This is a genomic window from Chitinophaga filiformis (genome assembly GCF_900102545.1).
GTDB lineage: Bacteria > Bacteroidota > Bacteroidia > Chitinophagales > Chitinophagaceae > Chitinophaga > Chitinophaga filiformis.
Map to the genome: position 1 here is coordinate 839,621 of NZ_FNBN01000002.1, position 16,140 is coordinate 855,760.

At 46.6% G+C, this 16,140-nt stretch carries 19 protein-coding genes; 12 read left to right on the forward strand and 7 right to left on the reverse strand.

Annotation, left to right across the window (positions count from 1 at the left end; translation table 11 throughout):
• Nucleotides 1–14: 14 nt before the first annotated feature.
• On the reverse strand, nucleotides 15–422 hold the full coding sequence (locus tag BLR32_RS09880; protein WP_089831124.1) for a hypothetical protein: 408 nt from the start codon (nucleotides 420–422) through the stop codon (nucleotides 15–17).
• 109 nt (nucleotides 423–531) lie between these two features.
• Here BLR32_RS09880 and BLR32_RS09885 point away from each other — a divergent pair, with 109 nt between their 5' ends.
• Nucleotides 532–1,035 carry a DinB family protein gene (locus BLR32_RS09885; protein WP_089831127.1) on the forward strand — a complete coding sequence of 168 codons (504 nt, stop codon included), beginning with the start codon at nucleotides 532–534 and terminating at the stop codon, nucleotides 1,033–1,035.
• Between the two features lie 147 nt (nucleotides 1,036–1,182).
• Here BLR32_RS09885 and BLR32_RS09890 read toward each other — a convergent pair whose 3' ends face one another.
• The gene (locus BLR32_RS09890; protein ID WP_089831129.1) at nucleotides 1,183–2,316 is read right to left on the reverse strand and encodes a hypothetical protein; all 1,134 of its coding nucleotides are present in this window, start codon (nucleotides 2,314–2,316) and stop codon (nucleotides 1,183–1,185) included.
• Nucleotides 2,317–2,441: 125 nt separating this feature from the next.
• On the opposite strand from BLR32_RS09890, the gene BLR32_RS09895 reads away from it, so the two are divergent.
• The 6 genes from BLR32_RS09895 (at nucleotide 2,442) to BLR32_RS09920 (ending at nucleotide 7,608) form a co-directional block, all read left to right on the forward strand.
• A complete protein-coding gene (locus BLR32_RS09895; RefSeq protein ID WP_089831131.1) occupies nucleotides 2,442–3,890 on the forward strand; it encodes a hypothetical protein in 1,449 nt (482 codons plus the stop codon).
• Between the two features lie 179 nt (nucleotides 3,891–4,069).
• Complete coding sequence (locus BLR32_RS09900) at nucleotides 4,070–4,513, forward strand: hypothetical protein (RefSeq protein WP_089831133.1); 444 nt, start codon at nucleotides 4,070–4,072, stop codon at nucleotides 4,511–4,513.
• Nucleotides 4,514–4,928: 415 nt separating this feature from the next.
• Nucleotides 4,929–5,483 carry a phage tail protein gene (locus tag BLR32_RS09905; RefSeq protein ID WP_089831135.1) on the forward strand — a complete coding sequence of 185 codons (555 nt, stop codon included), beginning with the start codon at nucleotides 4,929–4,931 and terminating at the stop codon, nucleotides 5,481–5,483.
• 43 nt (nucleotides 5,484–5,526) lie between these two features.
• Nucleotides 5,527–6,078 carry a phage tail protein gene (locus tag BLR32_RS09910; RefSeq protein ID WP_089831137.1) on the forward strand — a complete coding sequence of 184 codons (552 nt, stop codon included), beginning with the start codon at nucleotides 5,527–5,529 and terminating at the stop codon, nucleotides 6,076–6,078.
• A gap of 30 nt (nucleotides 6,079–6,108) precedes the next feature.
• Nucleotides 6,109–6,690, forward strand: coding sequence for a phage tail protein (locus tag BLR32_RS09915; RefSeq protein WP_089831139.1), 582 nt, complete (start codon nucleotides 6,109–6,111; stop codon nucleotides 6,688–6,690).
• A 9-nt stretch (nucleotides 6,691–6,699) separates the two neighbouring features.
• Nucleotides 6,700–7,608: a methionyl-tRNA formyltransferase gene (locus BLR32_RS09920; RefSeq protein ID WP_089831141.1), complete on the forward strand. Its 909-nt coding sequence runs from the start codon at nucleotides 6,700–6,702 to the stop codon at nucleotides 7,606–7,608.
• Here the strand turns inward: BLR32_RS09920 and BLR32_RS34485 are convergent, their stop codons facing one another.
• The 4 genes from BLR32_RS34485 to BLR32_RS09935 all read right to left on the reverse strand — a co-directional run bounded on the left by BLR32_RS34485 (nucleotide 7,609) and on the right by BLR32_RS09935 (nucleotide 10,961).
• A complete protein-coding gene (locus tag BLR32_RS34485) occupies nucleotides 7,609–7,740 on the reverse strand; it encodes a hypothetical protein (protein WP_262487407.1) in 132 nt (43 codons plus the stop codon).
• Nucleotides 7,741–7,814: 74 nt separating this feature from the next.
• Complete coding sequence (locus BLR32_RS09925; protein ID WP_089831142.1) at nucleotides 7,815–9,650, reverse strand: asparagine synthase-related protein; 1,836 nt, start codon at nucleotides 9,648–9,650, stop codon at nucleotides 7,815–7,817.
• Nucleotides 9,651–9,654: 4 nt separating this feature from the next.
• A complete protein-coding gene (locus tag BLR32_RS09930; protein WP_089831144.1) occupies nucleotides 9,655–10,065 on the reverse strand; it encodes a lasso peptide biosynthesis B2 protein in 411 nt (136 codons plus the stop codon).
• Nucleotides 10,065–10,961: a phosphoenolpyruvate carboxykinase (ATP) gene (locus BLR32_RS09935; protein ID WP_089831146.1), complete on the reverse strand. Its 897-nt coding sequence runs from the start codon at nucleotides 10,959–10,961 to the stop codon at nucleotides 10,065–10,067. The genes BLR32_RS09930 and BLR32_RS09935 overlap by 1 nt, the downstream gene beginning before the upstream one ends.
• 73 nt (nucleotides 10,962–11,034) lie before the next feature.
• Here BLR32_RS09935 and BLR32_RS09940 point away from each other — a divergent pair, with 73 nt between their 5' ends.
• Together BLR32_RS09940 and BLR32_RS09945 are read left to right on the forward strand one after the other, a co-directional pair.
• Nucleotides 11,035–11,334: a PqqD family peptide modification chaperone gene (locus BLR32_RS09940; RefSeq protein ID WP_089832123.1), complete on the forward strand. Its 300-nt coding sequence runs from the start codon at nucleotides 11,035–11,037 to the stop codon at nucleotides 11,332–11,334.
• 3 nt (nucleotides 11,335–11,337) lie between these two features.
• Nucleotides 11,338–12,450 (forward strand): nucleotidyltransferase family protein, encoded by a 1,113-nt coding sequence (locus BLR32_RS09945; protein WP_089831148.1) that lies wholly within the window; start codon nucleotides 11,338–11,340, stop codon nucleotides 12,448–12,450.
• A gap of 165 nt (nucleotides 12,451–12,615) precedes the next feature.
• On the opposite strand, the gene BLR32_RS09950 is transcribed toward BLR32_RS09945, so the two are convergent.
• Nucleotides 12,616–13,491: a hypothetical protein gene (locus tag BLR32_RS09950; RefSeq protein ID WP_089831150.1), complete on the reverse strand. Its 876-nt coding sequence runs from the start codon at nucleotides 13,489–13,491 to the stop codon at nucleotides 12,616–12,618.
• A 43-nt stretch (nucleotides 13,492–13,534) separates the two neighbouring features.
• Between BLR32_RS09950 and BLR32_RS09955 the strand changes: the two genes are divergently transcribed.
• The 3 genes from BLR32_RS09955 (at nucleotide 13,535) to BLR32_RS09965 (ending at nucleotide 16,140) form a co-directional block, all read left to right on the forward strand.
• Complete coding sequence (locus BLR32_RS09955) at nucleotides 13,535–14,017, forward strand: dual specificity protein phosphatase family protein (protein WP_089831152.1); 483 nt, start codon at nucleotides 13,535–13,537, stop codon at nucleotides 14,015–14,017.
• A gap of 690 nt (nucleotides 14,018–14,707) precedes the next feature.
• Nucleotides 14,708–15,220: a DUF4402 domain-containing protein gene (locus tag BLR32_RS09960; RefSeq protein WP_089831154.1), complete on the forward strand. Its 513-nt coding sequence runs from the start codon at nucleotides 14,708–14,710 to the stop codon at nucleotides 15,218–15,220.
• A gap of 92 nt (nucleotides 15,221–15,312) precedes the next feature.
• Complete coding sequence (locus BLR32_RS09965) at nucleotides 15,313–16,140, forward strand: fimbrial biogenesis chaperone (protein WP_143011420.1); 828 nt, start codon at nucleotides 15,313–15,315, stop codon at nucleotides 16,138–16,140.

Sequence of the window (16,140 nt, forward strand, 5' to 3'; positions counted from 1 at the left end):
GTAAAACGGGAGGATCATCCATTGGCAAAAGCCAGCATCACAGCAGTATTCATACTGCCGCTGCCCTTCATAAAACGGGCTTTGGTAACGCCTTCAGAAATAATATTCCTGAACGGAGAAATAGAAAGGAGTACAAAATCGTTATAATCCGCAAGCGTTACCCGCTCATGGATCTTCAGTGTTTTCAGCAATGGTAGAATAGTCATTGGGGCAGTTACCTTTACGAATACCACTATATCGAACATGCTGACCCCGTTCTTTCCTATACGTGAACGGATAAAATTAGCGGTATCCGTGGCTTCATCTGCTACGTCATCGTCCCCCAGTATCAGTAAAAGCAGCTGATCCGGCTGATCCAGCAGCTCCTGCAATACTTTTTGTGCCTCGGATCCTTCTGTTGGTAGTGCTACGAAGTTTTGCATTTGCATCTGTTATAAAGTGTCAGAAGTAGGCAGAAAAAATATGAAAGTACTCAATTATAACTGAATTCCAAGATTATAGCATAATTTTATTAATATATAAATACTACACATGGTTAAAGTATACAGACAAGGAGCGAAGGGCGCATTGCTTGATGAATATGAAAAAGCGATCACTGAACTGCAAAACCTTATTGCAGATATTTCAGATAAAGACCTGGTCACTATTATAGACACAGTAACTACTGATGAAAATTGCCGTTCAATACAGACCATACTATCGCATGTAGTCAGCTCTGCTTACAGCTATGCCATTTACATTATGCATTATTACGGCTATCAGATGGTGCGGCCCGAGAAGACCTTTCATACTACCGTCAAAGACTATGTCAGAGATCTGACGGAAGCCTTTCAGTTTACAGAGACGGTATTCAGGGATATCAAAGACAGCGAACTGGAACAATTAGAACAGGAAAAGAAAATTGCCGCCCGCTGGGGCCAGTCATACGACATAGAACAGATGATGGAACATGCCATTGTACATATCCTCCGCCACCGGCGACAAATAGAACGATATCATTCTCCATCTATCCCAAACACCATTAACAAAACATAATAGGACTCCGCCAGGAGTCCCATTGTTTGTAGCCCGGGGTTTTTAAACCCGGGGGGCCCGGGGGATGGGTGCAACCCCGGAACCGGTACGGAGATGGGGTGTGGCCCCGGGATGTTTCCCCCCGGGCACACCCGTCGGATATTTGCATCAATATTCATCCAACCTCGCCACAATCCCCCATCCAAAAAAGCTATTCGCCACCCCGATCAGCAATTCATTATCCCCTTCCTTCAGCGGAACACTAAAAGAAGAATTCTCAATAGAACAACGCCCATCAGGGAACTTAGACAATGGCTGACCATACAGGTTCTTATCTACATATACATACTTTCCGTTGATGAACACCCATACTTCATCACTGAAGCCCAGGTTCAATTTGCGTGACTGCTCCTTCATCGTATGAATGTTAGCCTTCAGCCATACAATACGGCGCTCCCTGCTTGGGCCGAACTTCCTCGTCAGATCCACCAATCCTCTTCTCTCTGCCCAAATGCCTTCCCAGGCGGCATCTTTACCAGGCATAAAACTATTACTGAAGTCAACATCCTTCGTGTCAACAGGCTGACTCACCTTCCACTCCCTGAGATAACGGGGATCATTGTCGGTAGGATCAGGACCTTCCAGTGGAGAAAGCCCTTCTGTCTGTCCGGGTTTGATCACCAGGTTAGAAAAGATAGCGCCCTTTCCTTCAAAGGAGATACTGCCATGTGTTGAATTACCTTCCAGGTGGGGAACTTTCAGTGCCGGGCGGGACATATCGTTGACATACACCCACATCTGTTTACCGGAGATCACCAGCTTGACATGATTCCATTTTTCGCGCTGGAAACTGGCATTTCCCTGGTAATAAGGAAGCATATCCCACATGTTGACACTCGCGATGTAAGGCGCATACTGAATAGCGTCTATCGCAGCATCATTACCGGCAACATAGGTGCGGAAGTAAAAGCACTCTCTTTCTTCAGGAGAAGCCTGTCTAAAGAAAATGGTGGCAAAGCCGTTTTCAACAGGCTCCATATCATATTCAATGGTACCGTCTGTAAAATCAACATCCTTAAGTACTGCCGATCCTTTTCCTCCCAGGCCTTTCAACGCCGGAACGGAGCGCCAGGTGGTGAGCTCCGCTACAGTGGGAGCGATATCCCAGTTATCTGCTGTCATGGCTACAGTAATAGTAGCAGGTGTTGACATGGATTTGCCGGGACGTTTTCCGTCTTTCTGCTGTGCCATCAGGTGTATGGAAAACAGGAGCAGGCTAAGGAGGGTGAATGTCTTGTACATGGTCTGTTGTTTTAAGTTTTCAAATGATAATGGGGCAAAACTGAATAATAAGTAACTTGATGGCAATTCAGCGGGAGTTCAAGTTGGTGCAAGTCTGTGCAGAAAGCTAACAAACTCATTATCAAATGGAAAACAATTTAGAAACAGATTACATACAGCGATGCCTGAAGCTGGCGGAAATACGGTTTGACCGGGGAACGAACAGCGAGTGGAGCAGCTACGATTTTGAAAAACTGAGTGAAGCCATCCATGAGGCAACTGGTGTTGTACTAAGCGTTACAACATTAAAACGGCTTTGGGGGAAATTATCCTACACCAATACCCCTGCCATCACCACTTTAAATACATTGGCGCAATATGCAGGGTACGAGGACTGGGGCAATTTCAGGCGCAAAATATCTGCCGGGAATAACAGCCTTGTTACACAACCTTCCGCCGCAGATCAGACCACCGGTGTGACTAATATCACCAGCATAAACAATGACAATGGTAAGGCGATCGGGGAACAATTACTGACTACCTCACAGTCAGCCGCCACCTTAACCAGTGAGGCAGGCGGCATTGCCCTTACAGGCAAACCCGAAGAAGTTTCCGGTAGCGGTGCTGCATCTGCAAAAGGCAAGGTAAGCCGCTCCCGCAAATGGCCGTATTGGGTACTAGGTCTCTTATCATTAGCCATCATACTCTATGTAACGCTGTTATCCAACGGGCGCTCGAAGCAGGCCTCCATGGACCCTGCAGCATATCAGTTCAGTAGCAATAAAACCGTCCTGGCAGGCGTACCCAATTCTGTGATCTTTAAATACGATGCCAGGGCTGCCGGTGATGACACGGTATTTATCTCGCAGTCATGGGATATCAGCCGGAAATTTGCTGTCCCGAAAGATAAACGGGAGTACTCCTCCATCTACTATCATCCGGGTTATTTCCGGGCAAAACTGATCGTAGGCAAACAGATCGTGAAAGAACATGACCTCATGATCAGCTCCAACGGCTGGCTGGCAGCAATAGAACAGGATGATGTACCGGTATATTTCAAGCAGAAAGAATTCCTGAAGGGACACAACGTAGAAGTCGATAAGGCTACCATGGAAGCCTATAACATCTCCTTACAACCCACAGTTCCCAGTCTGCGCTTCTATAACGTACAGGACATGGGCAACCTGCGTACAGACAATTTCAGCTTTGAAACAACCATAAAGAGCAATTTTAACCAGGGTTCCGCTGCCTGTCAGCGGGTACAGATATTGATCCTCTGCAAGAATGACGTATTTATTATTCCCATATGTGCGAAAGGTTGCGTAGGGGACCTCAACCTCTATGCCGGCGGAAAATTCATGGAAAGCAAAAATACCGACCTCTCAAAGTTTGGCCGGGATATGAACCAATGGGTACCATTAAAAGTGGAAGCGAAAGACAAACATATCCGGATACTCGTAGACGGTGAGGAAGCGACTGCATTCACCGGGGAATACGAACCTTCGGATATCGTAGGCGTACAATACCGCTTTGACGGTCCGGGAGCAGTGAAAGATACCCGTTTTACAAAAGGAGATAAAGTGATCGCTTTATAATTTCCGGAACACTTTATGCTGTCTGTTACCGGGGGTATCCTTTAGTACACCGCTGAAAGGTGCTCTCAGCGGATTACATTATTTTTAGCCTTTCAGCCCGCCTGTGCGGACTGCCTGTTTGTAAACCCGGTAACAATCCGGGTATACCTCATACATTCACATTTAAACCCTTTCACGCTATGTTGACTACCGATGAGATTATCCACGCGCTTTCTTCCTTCGAGCCCAATGGGCGCTCCGACGATGAGAACATCTCATATTTCTACGACCTGATGGAGGATCTGAAACATCATCCCGACAGGGAAAAAGCCATAGAACCTATCTTCCGGCTCATTGAAAAATATCCTCATCTCGATTATGGATCTCCGGGACCGTTAGCGCATACACTGGAATCCTTCCATGATATTTACCATGACTACCTGTTTGCATCACTGGACAGGATCCCCACACCCTTGACGGTTTGGATGCTGAACCGGCTTACGAATGCAGATCAGCGTTATCTTGAGCACAAGGCGTTGACCGAAAAGATGCATGCCTTATTAAAACATCCTTTACTGGATGAAGAAACCAAAGGGGCTATCGAAGACTTTGTAGATTTCCAGGATCATCCCGGCGAGGAATAAATACGGAAACTGATCAGAAGATAAATTCACTATATCCCTCTTTTTCTGTTATGATGCCCATCACTAAAACACCAAGAAAGTGGAGGACAATCATTTCCCATTGCATTCTCGTATTGCAGATAGGATTTCTTATCTACTACCAAAGGTAACAAAACAACGGCAAAGGCAATCCATACCTACTTATTATACCGAATTTAAAGGACAATAAAAAGACTTTTATTTTCCCCTGCATTTTTATTTTATCCCAACCCTTCCTAATTTAGGTAATACGAGTCATGTAATGTTCCACTCACTGAATAAAAGAATGTTCCCCTGAATAACGCCAGATTCATGAAAAACTTTTTATACCACTCCTCTTACCCATTCCGTATTCTCATTTCGTAATGTTTATTATTTCACCCAAAACTCCACACTTATGGCAGATGGTTATATCGGCGAAATCAGAGCCTTTGCTTTCAATTTTACCCCCCGGGGATGGCTGCCCTGTAATGGTGCGGTCTATCCCATCCAAAGCAATTCCGCGTTGTTTGCCATACTGGGCATCCAGTACGGCGGTAACGGCACTACGAACTTTGCAGTCCCCGACCTCCGCGGCGTAGCGGCGCTGGGCATTAATCTTATGCAGCCAGGCTATAATACGCCCGGCAGTACGGGCGGCTCGGAAACCGTTACTTTAACGACGAACACCATGCCCGCACACATGCACAATGTAGAAGCGGTGGTCCGTACAAGTCAGCCGCAAACAGCCGCCGCTATTTCACAACCCGGCAGCAACGCCTATCTGACCAATGGCTATTCTATTACTGCCAATAAAGGCATTGTGGTCTATTCCAACAACAAAGGGAATATCACACTGAACCCGCAGACAATAGGCGTAGCCGGCAGCAGTACACCACATGCAAACATGGATCCTTATTTGTCAATGACCTATTGTGTCTGTTCAGAAGGTGTCTTCCCTCAAAGACCCTGATCTTTAAACCTTATTTTTTTACCTTATCTTATCTCAAATCATTATGGAAAATTATCTCGGAGAGATCCGGTTATTCCCTTATACACAGATCCCCAGGGGATGGGTAGTCTGCAGCGGACAAACACTGCCTATCGCGCAGAACCAGGCATTGTTCTCCCTGCTGGGTGTCTACTACGGTGGCAACGGTACCACTACTTTCATGCTGCCTAACCTGAACGGCAGAACAATCGTCGGTACCGGCACCAGTAAAAGCGGTAGCAGCTATCAGATCGGCCAGGCGGCCGGTACTGAAACGGTTACACTCACTACTCCCAATCTGCCTGCACATACTCACCTGGTGAGCGCAAATACATCGTACGACACAGGTAGTCCTAACACCAATTATTTCGCTAATCCAAATACGCCTACCAGCCCTTCTCAACCCGGGCAGAACACAGGCACTGTTAACCTGTTTGCTCCAGCCGGTGGCCCGCTGGTGAACATGGCTCCCTGCATTACCAATACCGGTGGCAGCCAGCCTCACACCAACAGGATGCCCTACCTCGCCTTGAACTTCTGCATTGCAACACAGGGCATCTACCCATCAAGATCATAAACGCTATTTGAAAACATCTAAAGCTCTTATATGGATAATTATTTAGGCGAGATCAGGATATTTGCCGGCAACTTCGCTCCTGTAGGATGGCAGCTCTGCAATGGCGCCCTGCTCGCCATCAGTCAGTATGAAGCATTGTTTACACTGCTGGGTACACAGTATGGCGGCGACGGACAGACTACGTTTGGATTGCCCGACCTGCGACAAAGAATTGCAGTAGGCACAGGGCAGATATCTCCCTCCGGCGGTTCGCAAACCTATATGCTGGGACAGGCGGCAGGTACTCCCAATGTAACACTGCTGCAAACCAATATACCCTCGCATACCCACAACCTTGTTGCTACCAATACCACCGCTACAACCGGCGATCCTACCAATAATCTGCTCGGCGTCAGCAACGGCAACAACAATACAGGGCCTACAGCATATCCTGACGTAAACCTGTACACGACCCTGCCATTACCTGCAGGAGGCACGACCGTTCCCAACGCCTTACTGGACCCGGGCACAATAAACCCTTCCGGCGGCACACAACCACACGACAATCAGATGCCCTATGTGGTCATCAATTATATCATCGCTACAGAAGGTATTTATCCTTCTTCTTTTTGAGTAAACAGCATGCGTATAGGAATTATCTCCAACAGCGATCAGTTTATTCCAATGGCATACACACTTGCAAACCAGGGTTTGCAGGTGTGTATCTTTTATGCCCCTTCAGAGGATATGATCGCCAACCAGAAAGTAACAGGTTTTATACAGGCCACCAGACTGCATCTCACGCAGGAAATAAATCAGGCAGACGATGTATATCAATGGCTGGAAGATGTAAAACCGGACACAGTATTTGTATATGGGTACCGCTATCTGCTGGATGTACCCCGCTTTAATGGCATACCTGCTTTTAATATTCATCCCGGCCCGCTTCCCTCCTTCCGCGGACCATCACCTGCGTTCTGGCAACTGAAAACGGGACAGCCTACACTGGGTTTTACTATTCATGAGCTGTCGCCCCGCTTTGATGCAGGAAAGGTGGTATGGACAAGAAGTATCGCTAATCTGCCGCAGTACCATTACGGCATGGTTCAACAGTTATGCAGTCAGTTATGTGTAGAAGGAGTGGCTATTATCTTAAACGCCATACAGCAGCTGGCGCCATATCCCGAAGTAGCAACAACAGGTGTTCGGGCAGCCTATCACAAACGGCCGCAACTGAAAGATGTACTGATCGACTGGGATAAAATGGATGCAATAGAAATATGTAACCTTATCAGGGCTTGCAATCCCTGGAATAAAGGAGCGCTTACTGTCTTTCAGGGACAGGAAGTAAAGCTGATGGATGGCATGGTAACAGAATTGCAGACAGCCCATCCACCAGGTACCATGATGGTCCGGGGAGATGGGTTGTACATTGCATGTGCCGGCGGCAAAAGTATTAAATCCAATATGCTGTATATGCATGACGGCTACCTGCCATCCTATCATACAAGTATATACGGACTAAACCATGGCGCCAGACTGGGCGCCTGATCAGGGAGCGCTGATTTCAGAACCGAAGTCAGTACCTGCGGCACCGCCACCTAAAGTAACTTCGTTCACTGCAAGGATTGTCATACCTGGAGTTTCCCAATTGGGCTTGGATTGCATTTGCTCGTTTTTCATGTCTGGATATTTGAATTTGGAGTTTGGAATTTTGAGTTCGGAGCTACAGTTTATAATATATGAGTAACTGTAAGTTAAGAAAAATTATTATCAAAAACATATCCCTTTTTTTCTAAAGCAGCCACTACCACACTACTGATTACTCCCTGTGTCATTCTGATCATAGCCAGTTCATCCTTACTAACGCAGGCCTGTAAACTATCCCGGCACAGATAATATCTGAAGCCGGTATCATAATCATTTGACGCAAGAACAGCTGTTACATTCTTTCTATTGTTTTCAATACGACTGAAAAAATCAGGTGAATACATCCCTTTATCAGTTCTCCACTGTACCTCCGGAGGCAACACACCCTCCATGGCATGCCGCAGCAGGCTTCGTTTATAGCCCCCATGCACAAACAATTGATGAGGCACATCCATCATAAACTCCAGCACATTTTTACTCAATAAGGGAACGGCTGAACGCATCCCATATGCCTCATTGCGATTAGCCAGCATGGAGGGAAATAATCCCGTACGCCCGCTGCTGATATTCCTGAGCATAGAAGCTGTAATGTTCTGTATAGATCCGAAAACCAGTGTGTCCCGGTATTTCCTGTAGAAATCATCCTGCAGACCAAGACCAATATAATTGGATGGGGCCTTATTCCTTTTTTTATACCAGGGTGTATGACTGATATATTCCCTTTTCACAAGCGGCCAGAGGCTCTTCCCTTCTGTCTTTGAAAAGGTCTTTAATAAACGCCAGGCACTGCCCAGGGCGCCTTTTTTAATCAGGTTATATATAACAGGGTTCCCTTTCCAGGATACCCAGTGATCGCCTCCATAGCCGGTAAAGAGAACACCGATACCTTTACTCCGGGCTGCTTCCAGGATGGCATGATCCATATAGTAAAACACATTGGGAAATACTTCGTCTCTTTCAAATGCATACAATGTATCCTGGAACGGTCCGCTATCTTCTGCGTGTATATATGTCTGTATGATATTGGGACAGACCCTCCCGATAATATCAATATACTTTCGCTCGTCCTCCCCCTCCGCATCTTCCTGCAATACGGATGAAAAAGCATACAACGGCTTGTTTATCTCAGCCAGCAGCGGAGCCAGTATACATGCCACAGAGGAAGAATCCAGTCCCCCGCTCAGCGTAATGCCCACCGGCCTGTCCGTCCGGATCCTGTTCCTGACCGCCGCCCTTAGCAGATCCTGCAGACAGGCGGTCCATTCATTGAATTGCTTAAAATGATATTTGCCGGGAGCCGGCGTCCAGTACTTTTTAATATTGACAATATTATTATCCAGCATGAGTCTATTACCAGCGCATAGCGCATACACGCCTTTCGTGTAAGTAATAGCAGGATCTGACTGGCGGAAATAATATTCGATCAGGCTTTCTTCATTGAATACATGCGGACCGGGTTTGACGGCCAGTACGCCTTTTTGTTCAGAACTGAAAATGAATAGCTCCGGGGAATCATAATAATACAGGGCCCGGCATCCCATATGATCTGTAGCGATCAGCAACTGCTGCTGTCGCTTATCCCATATACAGAATACGAACTCCCCTTCCAGGTGCTGCACGCAATTACTTCCCCATTTGCGATAAGCGTGTAACAATAACAGTTCGTCTGATACCTCATCCTGCATACCAGTCTGCCGCAACAGGTAATGCCTGTTGTCGAATTGGACATCTGCAGCGATAATAACATCTTCCGCAATTAAAGGCATCATGTAGGTATCGCCAGTCAATAGTCGCAGGGTACACTGGCCAATGAACACGTTACTTTTCCCCCATGCATGCAGGCCATCTATAGCGCGGTGTTGCATGGCATGGCTGATCCGTTCCTTAGTTGTATGGTCTACCGGCTGGCCGGTCTTATTGATTATACCGAATATGGCGCTCATCGGATTAACTTTGAAATCGTGCTATAACAATAAATTGATCGGCCTCTCTTCCCCCGGTGATGATCACGCCTTCGCTTTCCAGCCAGGCATGGGCCTTCAGGTCATCACCCACTTTATTGATACCAAAGAAAACAATGCCGGACATATGCTTGTAAGTGAGCATCATCTTACCGGCCAGCGCCTGTTCAAAACATTTTGCCCGCCAGGGTGAACAGGCAGCCGCTCTCCTGATGGCTGCCCGGATCCTTTCAGGACGGGATGATCTCCTGGTACTGAAAGGGTCTACGGCAGCAACGCTTTTACCCAGTAAGGGCGCTATCTTTCTGAAGGGCATAAAGACAAGCATACAGCGGGCAATGGCGATACAGACCCACGCCTGTATAAAGAGCAACAGCGCTGAGATTTTCCTTTTCATTATAATATTGACGTTACTACATCCAACAATGAATCAGGCTCACATACAGCGGGGCGGGTGATCTGATATACTTCTGAGCATTTTACCATTTTGGTGATCACATCGAAACATAGTGCACGCATAGCAGGTTGTCTGAATAAAACGGCTTTATAAACATGCTGCACCACGCCTGCAAAGGCCTCGCTTCCCCACAATTGTTTCTGACGGATCTTATCAGTTTGTCCCGCTTCCAGCAGGATAATCCGCTCAACAGGATATTGCTGTGTATCAAAAGCCCCATGAAAGAAAAACCCATACTTCTCGAAACCCGGCATAACCGGGAATGAGCGGTCATCCAGCTGTAAGGTTTGCAGGGATTGCTCCCATAATTTGATCATCGGGTAAGAAGCCACACCACTGATACGGTCATCATCAGGCAGTTCTTTCAGCACGGTGATGTCATCACTGAAGATCCTGTATTGCCTTTGCTTCAGCCCCGCCAGTGTAGTAGATTTACCAGCACCCGATTGTCCGGCAATGAGCGTCAGCCTGTCATTCACAATAACAGCGGATGTATGCAGAGGCACCTGTCTTCTTTGCTGCAGGATACCCGCTATGCCAGCACCGAGTAAAAACAGGCGGATCACCCTGTCTTCCACATTGGCCCTATGACGATGAATAATGATCTGCTTACCATCGGCAACATAATAGCTGGCAACATCCTGCACGGAGAAGACCAGCTCATGATCGTTCACCTGGTAGGAAATATGGCCGATGTCGAAGGCTGTATCAGCACTGATGGCGGGTACTTCACCGAGGGTAATGCTTACATCAGAACACTTAAAATCGAATGGCAACAATTCAGGGAATTCAATTCCGGAAGTAATATGCAGGCCAAAGCCCCAATATTTATACATGGATAGCGAACTATTTGACGTTTAATAATGTTACAATAATTATACACTCAAGTCATCACTAATGTTTAAACATATGTCAGAAAGCGTACAGATTTCCCTATGCAGAGAGACCATCGTTCGGAGGAACGAACGAAATTTCCTGATCAGTCATATCGGAGAAGAAGTTGTATTAATGGATATTCATAATGGTCAGTATATCGGTCTCAATGCCATAGGCAGTGCCATATGGGAGAAATTGGAGCAGCCTGTGCCTGTTCATGAAGTGATACATGCACTGACAGAAGAATATGCTGTCAGCATGCAATTATGCGAACGGGAAACCCTCCTTTTTCTTGAAAAAATGATGCAGCATCAAATGTTGATCGTCCAGTAATATATGCGCCAACCTGAGGTTACTATTCTATTGTTATGTTGCCGGGTATACCTGCAAACTAGTTCCATTTCTACGCTCAGCACTTTTATATCCGGCCATTCTATTGACTGGCAGGTATTATATAAGTTGTGTGTAAGGCACCGGATAAGGCCTGTGGTTTATGCTGTATTAAACAGGTTGAAGGGCATTGTGCCACCGGAAGCCCTGCAGCTGTTCAAAGCTTATTGCAGGGAATTCTCCGTGTTCGCCTTCGACAGGAAGATGGTGACTGAATACATCATTGACCGCTTAGGACAACAGGGCGTAACAGCTCGCTTCTATAAAGGCATGGACTTCGCCCAGCTGGTGTATGGCGATATTGCCATGCGGGAATTTACTGACATGGATATTATCATCCCGGAAGATCAGGTATCAACAGTCGTGTCTGTCATGCAGGCCGAGGGATATGAGATGCACCAGGAACAATATTTCAGCAGTTACCCCAACCACTTCAAAGATCATATCAAGGAAGTAGTTTTCGGTAAACCCTGCAGCCGTGGCAAGTGGCTGAGTTTTGAATTTCACTACCGGCCTCCCGAAACCCTGACATCTGCTCAATATCAGTTTGACCAGCTGCTGGGTCGTGATTATTTAACAGGTGTACCTTTTACGCATGAAGATTATTACCGGCTGATGCTGGTAAACAACGGGGCCAGCGACTTCTACCCCCATCTGCGTTCTTTACTGGATATGGCCTTACTCTACCGTCAGGGGCCTCATAAAGTACCTCCCGAACTACAGGGATTTGAAGACCTGTGGATGCAACTGGCGGCTGAGCTGCTGGGCGTTCCGGCCATCGCAGGCCGACCCGTACCCGGGAAGACCTGTCAGCTGCTGATGAAGCGCTTACTCCAGGAACCTTCCCCGGCAGAAAACAAGTTCCTGCAACTGGCATTCATCCGGCTTTCCTTCATGACAAGCCTGAAAGCGAAATATGCGGTCTTCATCCAGTACATCGGCTTCCTGCTCAGGCCCAACGGAGAAGATATCATGAGCCTTCGCCTCCCCTGGTTCTTCCTCTATTACTTTACCAAACCTTTCCGGCTAACACTTGGCTTGTTCAGAAGGTCAAGATAAGCATCAGGATATGCTTTTGTTTACATTTCTCAACTCCACCTCAAAGCCATGGCAAAGCCGTACCAAAGCCGCTCCTAAGGCCAGGGGAAGCCTGCTTTTCTCCCTCTGTTACCCTCAATTTGGTCTTATCAGGTTAATACACGCCAATAGACCCCGCCAGCGGCCTTATTGTTTGTAGCCGGGGTTTTCAACCCCCGGGGGCGAACCATATCTAACCTTCCGCCCAGGCACAACCCGTACCACAGGCGTCCCCCAAAAAGCCGGCATCTTGTTACGCAATTTCTTCCTCCGCCTCTCCTTCTTAACAACTACCACCGGCGCCTGCACACTAATAACATCCAACGCCGATGCCATGTTGCTCTGCGACAAACACAACTCACCATTCACCTCATAATACGCCTGCACCTGCAACAGGATACAGGTAATATCCCCACTGCTGGCATTCAATGTAAACGTCACCCCACGCCTTTCATCACGTTGAATGATAACCGCTTCGCTTGCCGTCTGCTGACAGGTAAGCCCTGCAAAATCAACAGACAATGCAATAGCCCTGATACCCAGATGTGTAATACCATTAAAAGCTTTACGCTTACTGAAAACTATCTCAGGTAAGGAAACAGTCACACGGTTCTCTTGTCTTGTAATCACCGGCCTTGTATTCACCAGTCTTTCAATATTCGTTTCATGATTGAAGCAGAAGCCTTCCAGCAAATGCATATGCTGCGCCAGCACCTGTCGCTGGCCGGGTGTGTGATTATCATCAGCGCGTACCACTTCTCCCATTACTTTATTCAGACTGTTGATCAGGGTACCGCTATCATATAACTGCGTATACTCCTTCAGTGCATGACGCATCACTTTCGCACACCTGCTGGCAGTGCCGAAATCTGACGCCGTCCTTTTAGTAGCGGTAGTCTGCTTTACTTCATCAGGGGCCTGTCGGACGAAGTAGTTTATCCTGCCGCGTTTATCTTTCCGGAAGTAATAGATCTTGTCTCCCAATTTTCCGGACAAAGGGAGGAATCCTTTTTGTCTTGCCATTTGTGTTGTTATTTTGAGAAATATTAATTTACGAAAAAAAAATATGATCCGGATTCACACGAACCTCTTTGTTGGAAATACTGCGGATTGTGCATCACACACACCCGATCTGGCAGTCATACATGCCTGCAAAGAGCCTTGTCACCGGAAGGCGCTTGGTTATAAAGGAAATTTATCCTCTGATCACCCCCATTACCTGGTGCATGAAGCAAACAATCACCTCTATCTGAATATGGTGGATATGGAGCATGAACTGGCGCCACATTTTACCGACCCCATTATGCTGCAGGCCATGACCTTTATTGAAAGAAATATAACAACCAGGCCTGTACTGGTGCATTGTAATCAGGGATGGTCACGTTCGCCTTCGATTGCATTGTTATATATGGCGCGCAAGGGTTATATAGGGAATCAATCATATACTATAGCCGGAAACGATTTTAAGGCCATTTATGCACCGTATAACCCTGGCAGAGGTATTGCTGCATACCTGAACCGCAATTGGGAGAAATTGCTGGCTTTTTAATTCTATTTTTCTTCAAATTATCAAAATATATTACCTTCGTTATCAGATAGCTATTTACAATCCCCAATTAACCACAATGCTTCTTTTTTGAATTGACAGGTAATCAACATTAAGAATGGAATACACCTTTTATCACTCAATGACCAAAATATTTTCATGAAAAGCTGATTCTTATTGTTCAGGTAATCTCAATTAATCATTTATTTCCATATCCATGAATGAACATCATGCGCTGTGAGAGTTGTGCCCTTTCATCACCAGAAAGGATTGCACACAGGCATCACAGTGATCATCGGCAGGCCTGAAAGTAGTACCATGGCCATTATGGAAAACTGATTACTTTGATAGTTCCCTTCATGTGAATATTTAATTCCCATTCCGGTTCCCACAGAAAACGATTCAACATTATGCTGTATCATTTCTGTTATAAGCAGAATGATAATCCTGGCAAAAAGAGCATGTACCTGTTTATCCCTACCAGCAACTATTTCAGGGGCGCGTGGCTCAGGATATATATAACGAGGAACTAAAGATGGGAGCCGTTAATGGAATAAAGTATCCTCCTTAATGAGAATGCAATAAGTATATTGTGCGCAGCATGTACAGGCACATTTACGCAACCTGACCTAACCTCCGGGCAACATTCCCGGTCTGCAACTTTTTTACCCTGACAATCTTAAAAACAACAATATGAAAAGAACATTTATCCTTTTCGTTGCCTCATTAACACTGGTATGCCTGGCAACCAGCACACAGGCGCAGGAAACCGCTTCGGCTACCGCAACAGCCACCATTGTGACTCCCATCAGCATTACCAAAGATGTTGACATGAACTTCGGGAATGTGGCCGTAAGGTCTTCTGCTGCAGGTACAGTAGTATTGACACCCGCCGGTACCCGCTCAGCTACCGGTGGAGTAACATTACCCAACACCGCCGGAACAGTGACTGCTGCTTCCTTTACGGTAAGCGGTACTTCCGGCTATACGTATACTATTACCCTGCCAAGTACTGCATTGAACATTACCAGTGGGTCCAATACCATGACCGTTACCAATTTCACCAGTTCTCCTACTCCCACAGGTACACTGACGGGAGGATCAGAAACATTGACTGTTGGCGCTACGCTGAATGTAAGTGCAGCACAACCAGCCGGTACATACGTATCAGCTACTCCCTTTAATGTAACTGTCAACTATAACTGACCCTTAGCTCATTTTATCCCAGAAGGCCCTCCCGGTAAGTATTTCATATACCGCCGGGCGGGAACTTATTGGGGCAGTCCTTAACTCTGTTTATGCGTCGATTTTATTATCTGATATTCATTACTATTCTATCGCCCCTCTTTTCGCCTGCTCAGGGCAATCTGCTGATTACGCCCATGAGGGTTGTTTTCGAGGGACAAAAGAAAGTGCAGGAACTTAATCTTGCTAATACCGGGCAGGATACCGCCCGGTACCTGATCTCTCTTATTGAGATCCGCATGAACAGCAACGGCTCCTTCGAAACAATCAGTGAACCGGATTCAGGACAATTGTTTGCAAGCAAATTCCTCCGCCTCTTCCCCAGAAGTGTGACCCTCGCCCCCGGCGAAGCACAACTGGTGAAAGTACAACTCACAAAAACAGGACAGTTACAGGAAGGCGAATACCGCTCACATATCTATTTCAGAGCTGCTCCTGACATTAAGGTGCAGGGAGAGTCTTCCCGCAATAGCGACACTTCGACTATCTCGGTAAAGCTGACCCCTGTTTTCGGCATCAGCATCCCCGTGATCATCAGGACCGGCCCAGCGGAACTAAAGGTAAGCCTGACAGATATCTCACTCGAAACAAAGGAAAATGTTCCTCCCCATCTGAAGATGACATTACGCCGTACAGGCAATCATTCATCATATGGCGATATCAACGTTGACCACGTTTCAGAAAAAGGAAAAGTAACCACTATAGCTACTGTAAAAGGACTCGCCGTTTATACCCCGACTCCGTACAGGCAATTCGATATGGAACTCGAAAAGAAACCAGGCATTAACTATCACCACGGCAAACTAAGGATCACATATACTGCACAATCGAAAGGAACAGTGTCCGATCCATTGGCTGAAGCAGAATTACAACTACATTGA

What these genes read in the sequence shown, in the direction of transcription:
- BLR32_RS09880 (WP_089831124.1), bottom strand. Translation starts at nt 422, where the DNA reads ATGCAAAACTTCGTAGCACTACCAACAGAAGGATCCGAGGCACAAAAA.
- BLR32_RS09885 (WP_089831127.1), top strand. Translation starts at nt 532, where the DNA reads ATGGTTAAAGTATACAGACAAGGAGCGAAGGGCGCATTGCTTGATGAA.
- BLR32_RS09890 (WP_089831129.1), bottom strand. Translation starts at nt 2,316, where the DNA reads ATGTACAAGACATTCACCCTCCTTAGCCTGCTCCTGTTTTCCATACAC.
- BLR32_RS09895 (WP_089831131.1), top strand. Translation starts at nt 2,442, where the DNA reads ATGGAAAACAATTTAGAAACAGATTACATACAGCGATGCCTGAAGCTG.
- BLR32_RS09900 (WP_089831133.1), top strand. Translation starts at nt 4,070, where the DNA reads ATGTTGACTACCGATGAGATTATCCACGCGCTTTCTTCCTTCGAGCCC.
- BLR32_RS09905 (WP_089831135.1), top strand. Translation starts at nt 4,929, where the DNA reads ATGGCAGATGGTTATATCGGCGAAATCAGAGCCTTTGCTTTCAATTTT.
- BLR32_RS09910 (WP_089831137.1), top strand. Translation starts at nt 5,527, where the DNA reads ATGGAAAATTATCTCGGAGAGATCCGGTTATTCCCTTATACACAGATC.
- BLR32_RS09915 (WP_089831139.1), top strand. Translation starts at nt 6,109, where the DNA reads ATGGATAATTATTTAGGCGAGATCAGGATATTTGCCGGCAACTTCGCT.
- BLR32_RS09920 (WP_089831141.1), top strand. Translation starts at nt 6,700, where the DNA reads ATGCGTATAGGAATTATCTCCAACAGCGATCAGTTTATTCCAATGGCA.
- BLR32_RS34485 (WP_262487407.1), bottom strand. Translation starts at nt 7,740, where the DNA reads ATGAAAAACGAGCAAATGCAATCCAAGCCCAATTGGGAAACTCCAGGT.
- BLR32_RS09925 (WP_089831142.1), bottom strand. Translation starts at nt 9,650, where the DNA reads ATGAGCGCCATATTCGGTATAATCAATAAGACCGGCCAGCCGGTAGAC.
- BLR32_RS09930 (WP_089831144.1), bottom strand. Translation starts at nt 10,065, where the DNA reads ATGAAAAGGAAAATCTCAGCGCTGTTGCTCTTTATACAGGCGTGGGTC.
- BLR32_RS09935 (WP_089831146.1), bottom strand. Translation starts at nt 10,961, where the DNA reads ATGTATAAATATTGGGGCTTTGGCCTGCATATTACTTCCGGAATTGAA.
- BLR32_RS09940 (WP_089832123.1), top strand. Translation starts at nt 11,035, where the DNA reads ATGTCAGAAAGCGTACAGATTTCCCTATGCAGAGAGACCATCGTTCGG.
- BLR32_RS09945 (WP_089831148.1), top strand. Translation starts at nt 11,338, where the DNA reads ATGCGCCAACCTGAGGTTACTATTCTATTGTTATGTTGCCGGGTATAC.
- BLR32_RS09950 (WP_089831150.1), bottom strand. Translation starts at nt 13,491, where the DNA reads ATGGCAAGACAAAAAGGATTCCTCCCTTTGTCCGGAAAATTGGGAGAC.
- BLR32_RS09955 (WP_089831152.1), top strand. Translation starts at nt 13,535, where the DNA reads ATGATCCGGATTCACACGAACCTCTTTGTTGGAAATACTGCGGATTGT.
- BLR32_RS09960 (WP_089831154.1), top strand. Translation starts at nt 14,708, where the DNA reads ATGAAAAGAACATTTATCCTTTTCGTTGCCTCATTAACACTGGTATGC.
- BLR32_RS09965 (WP_143011420.1), top strand. Translation starts at nt 15,313, where the DNA reads ATGCGTCGATTTTATTATCTGATATTCATTACTATTCTATCGCCCCTC.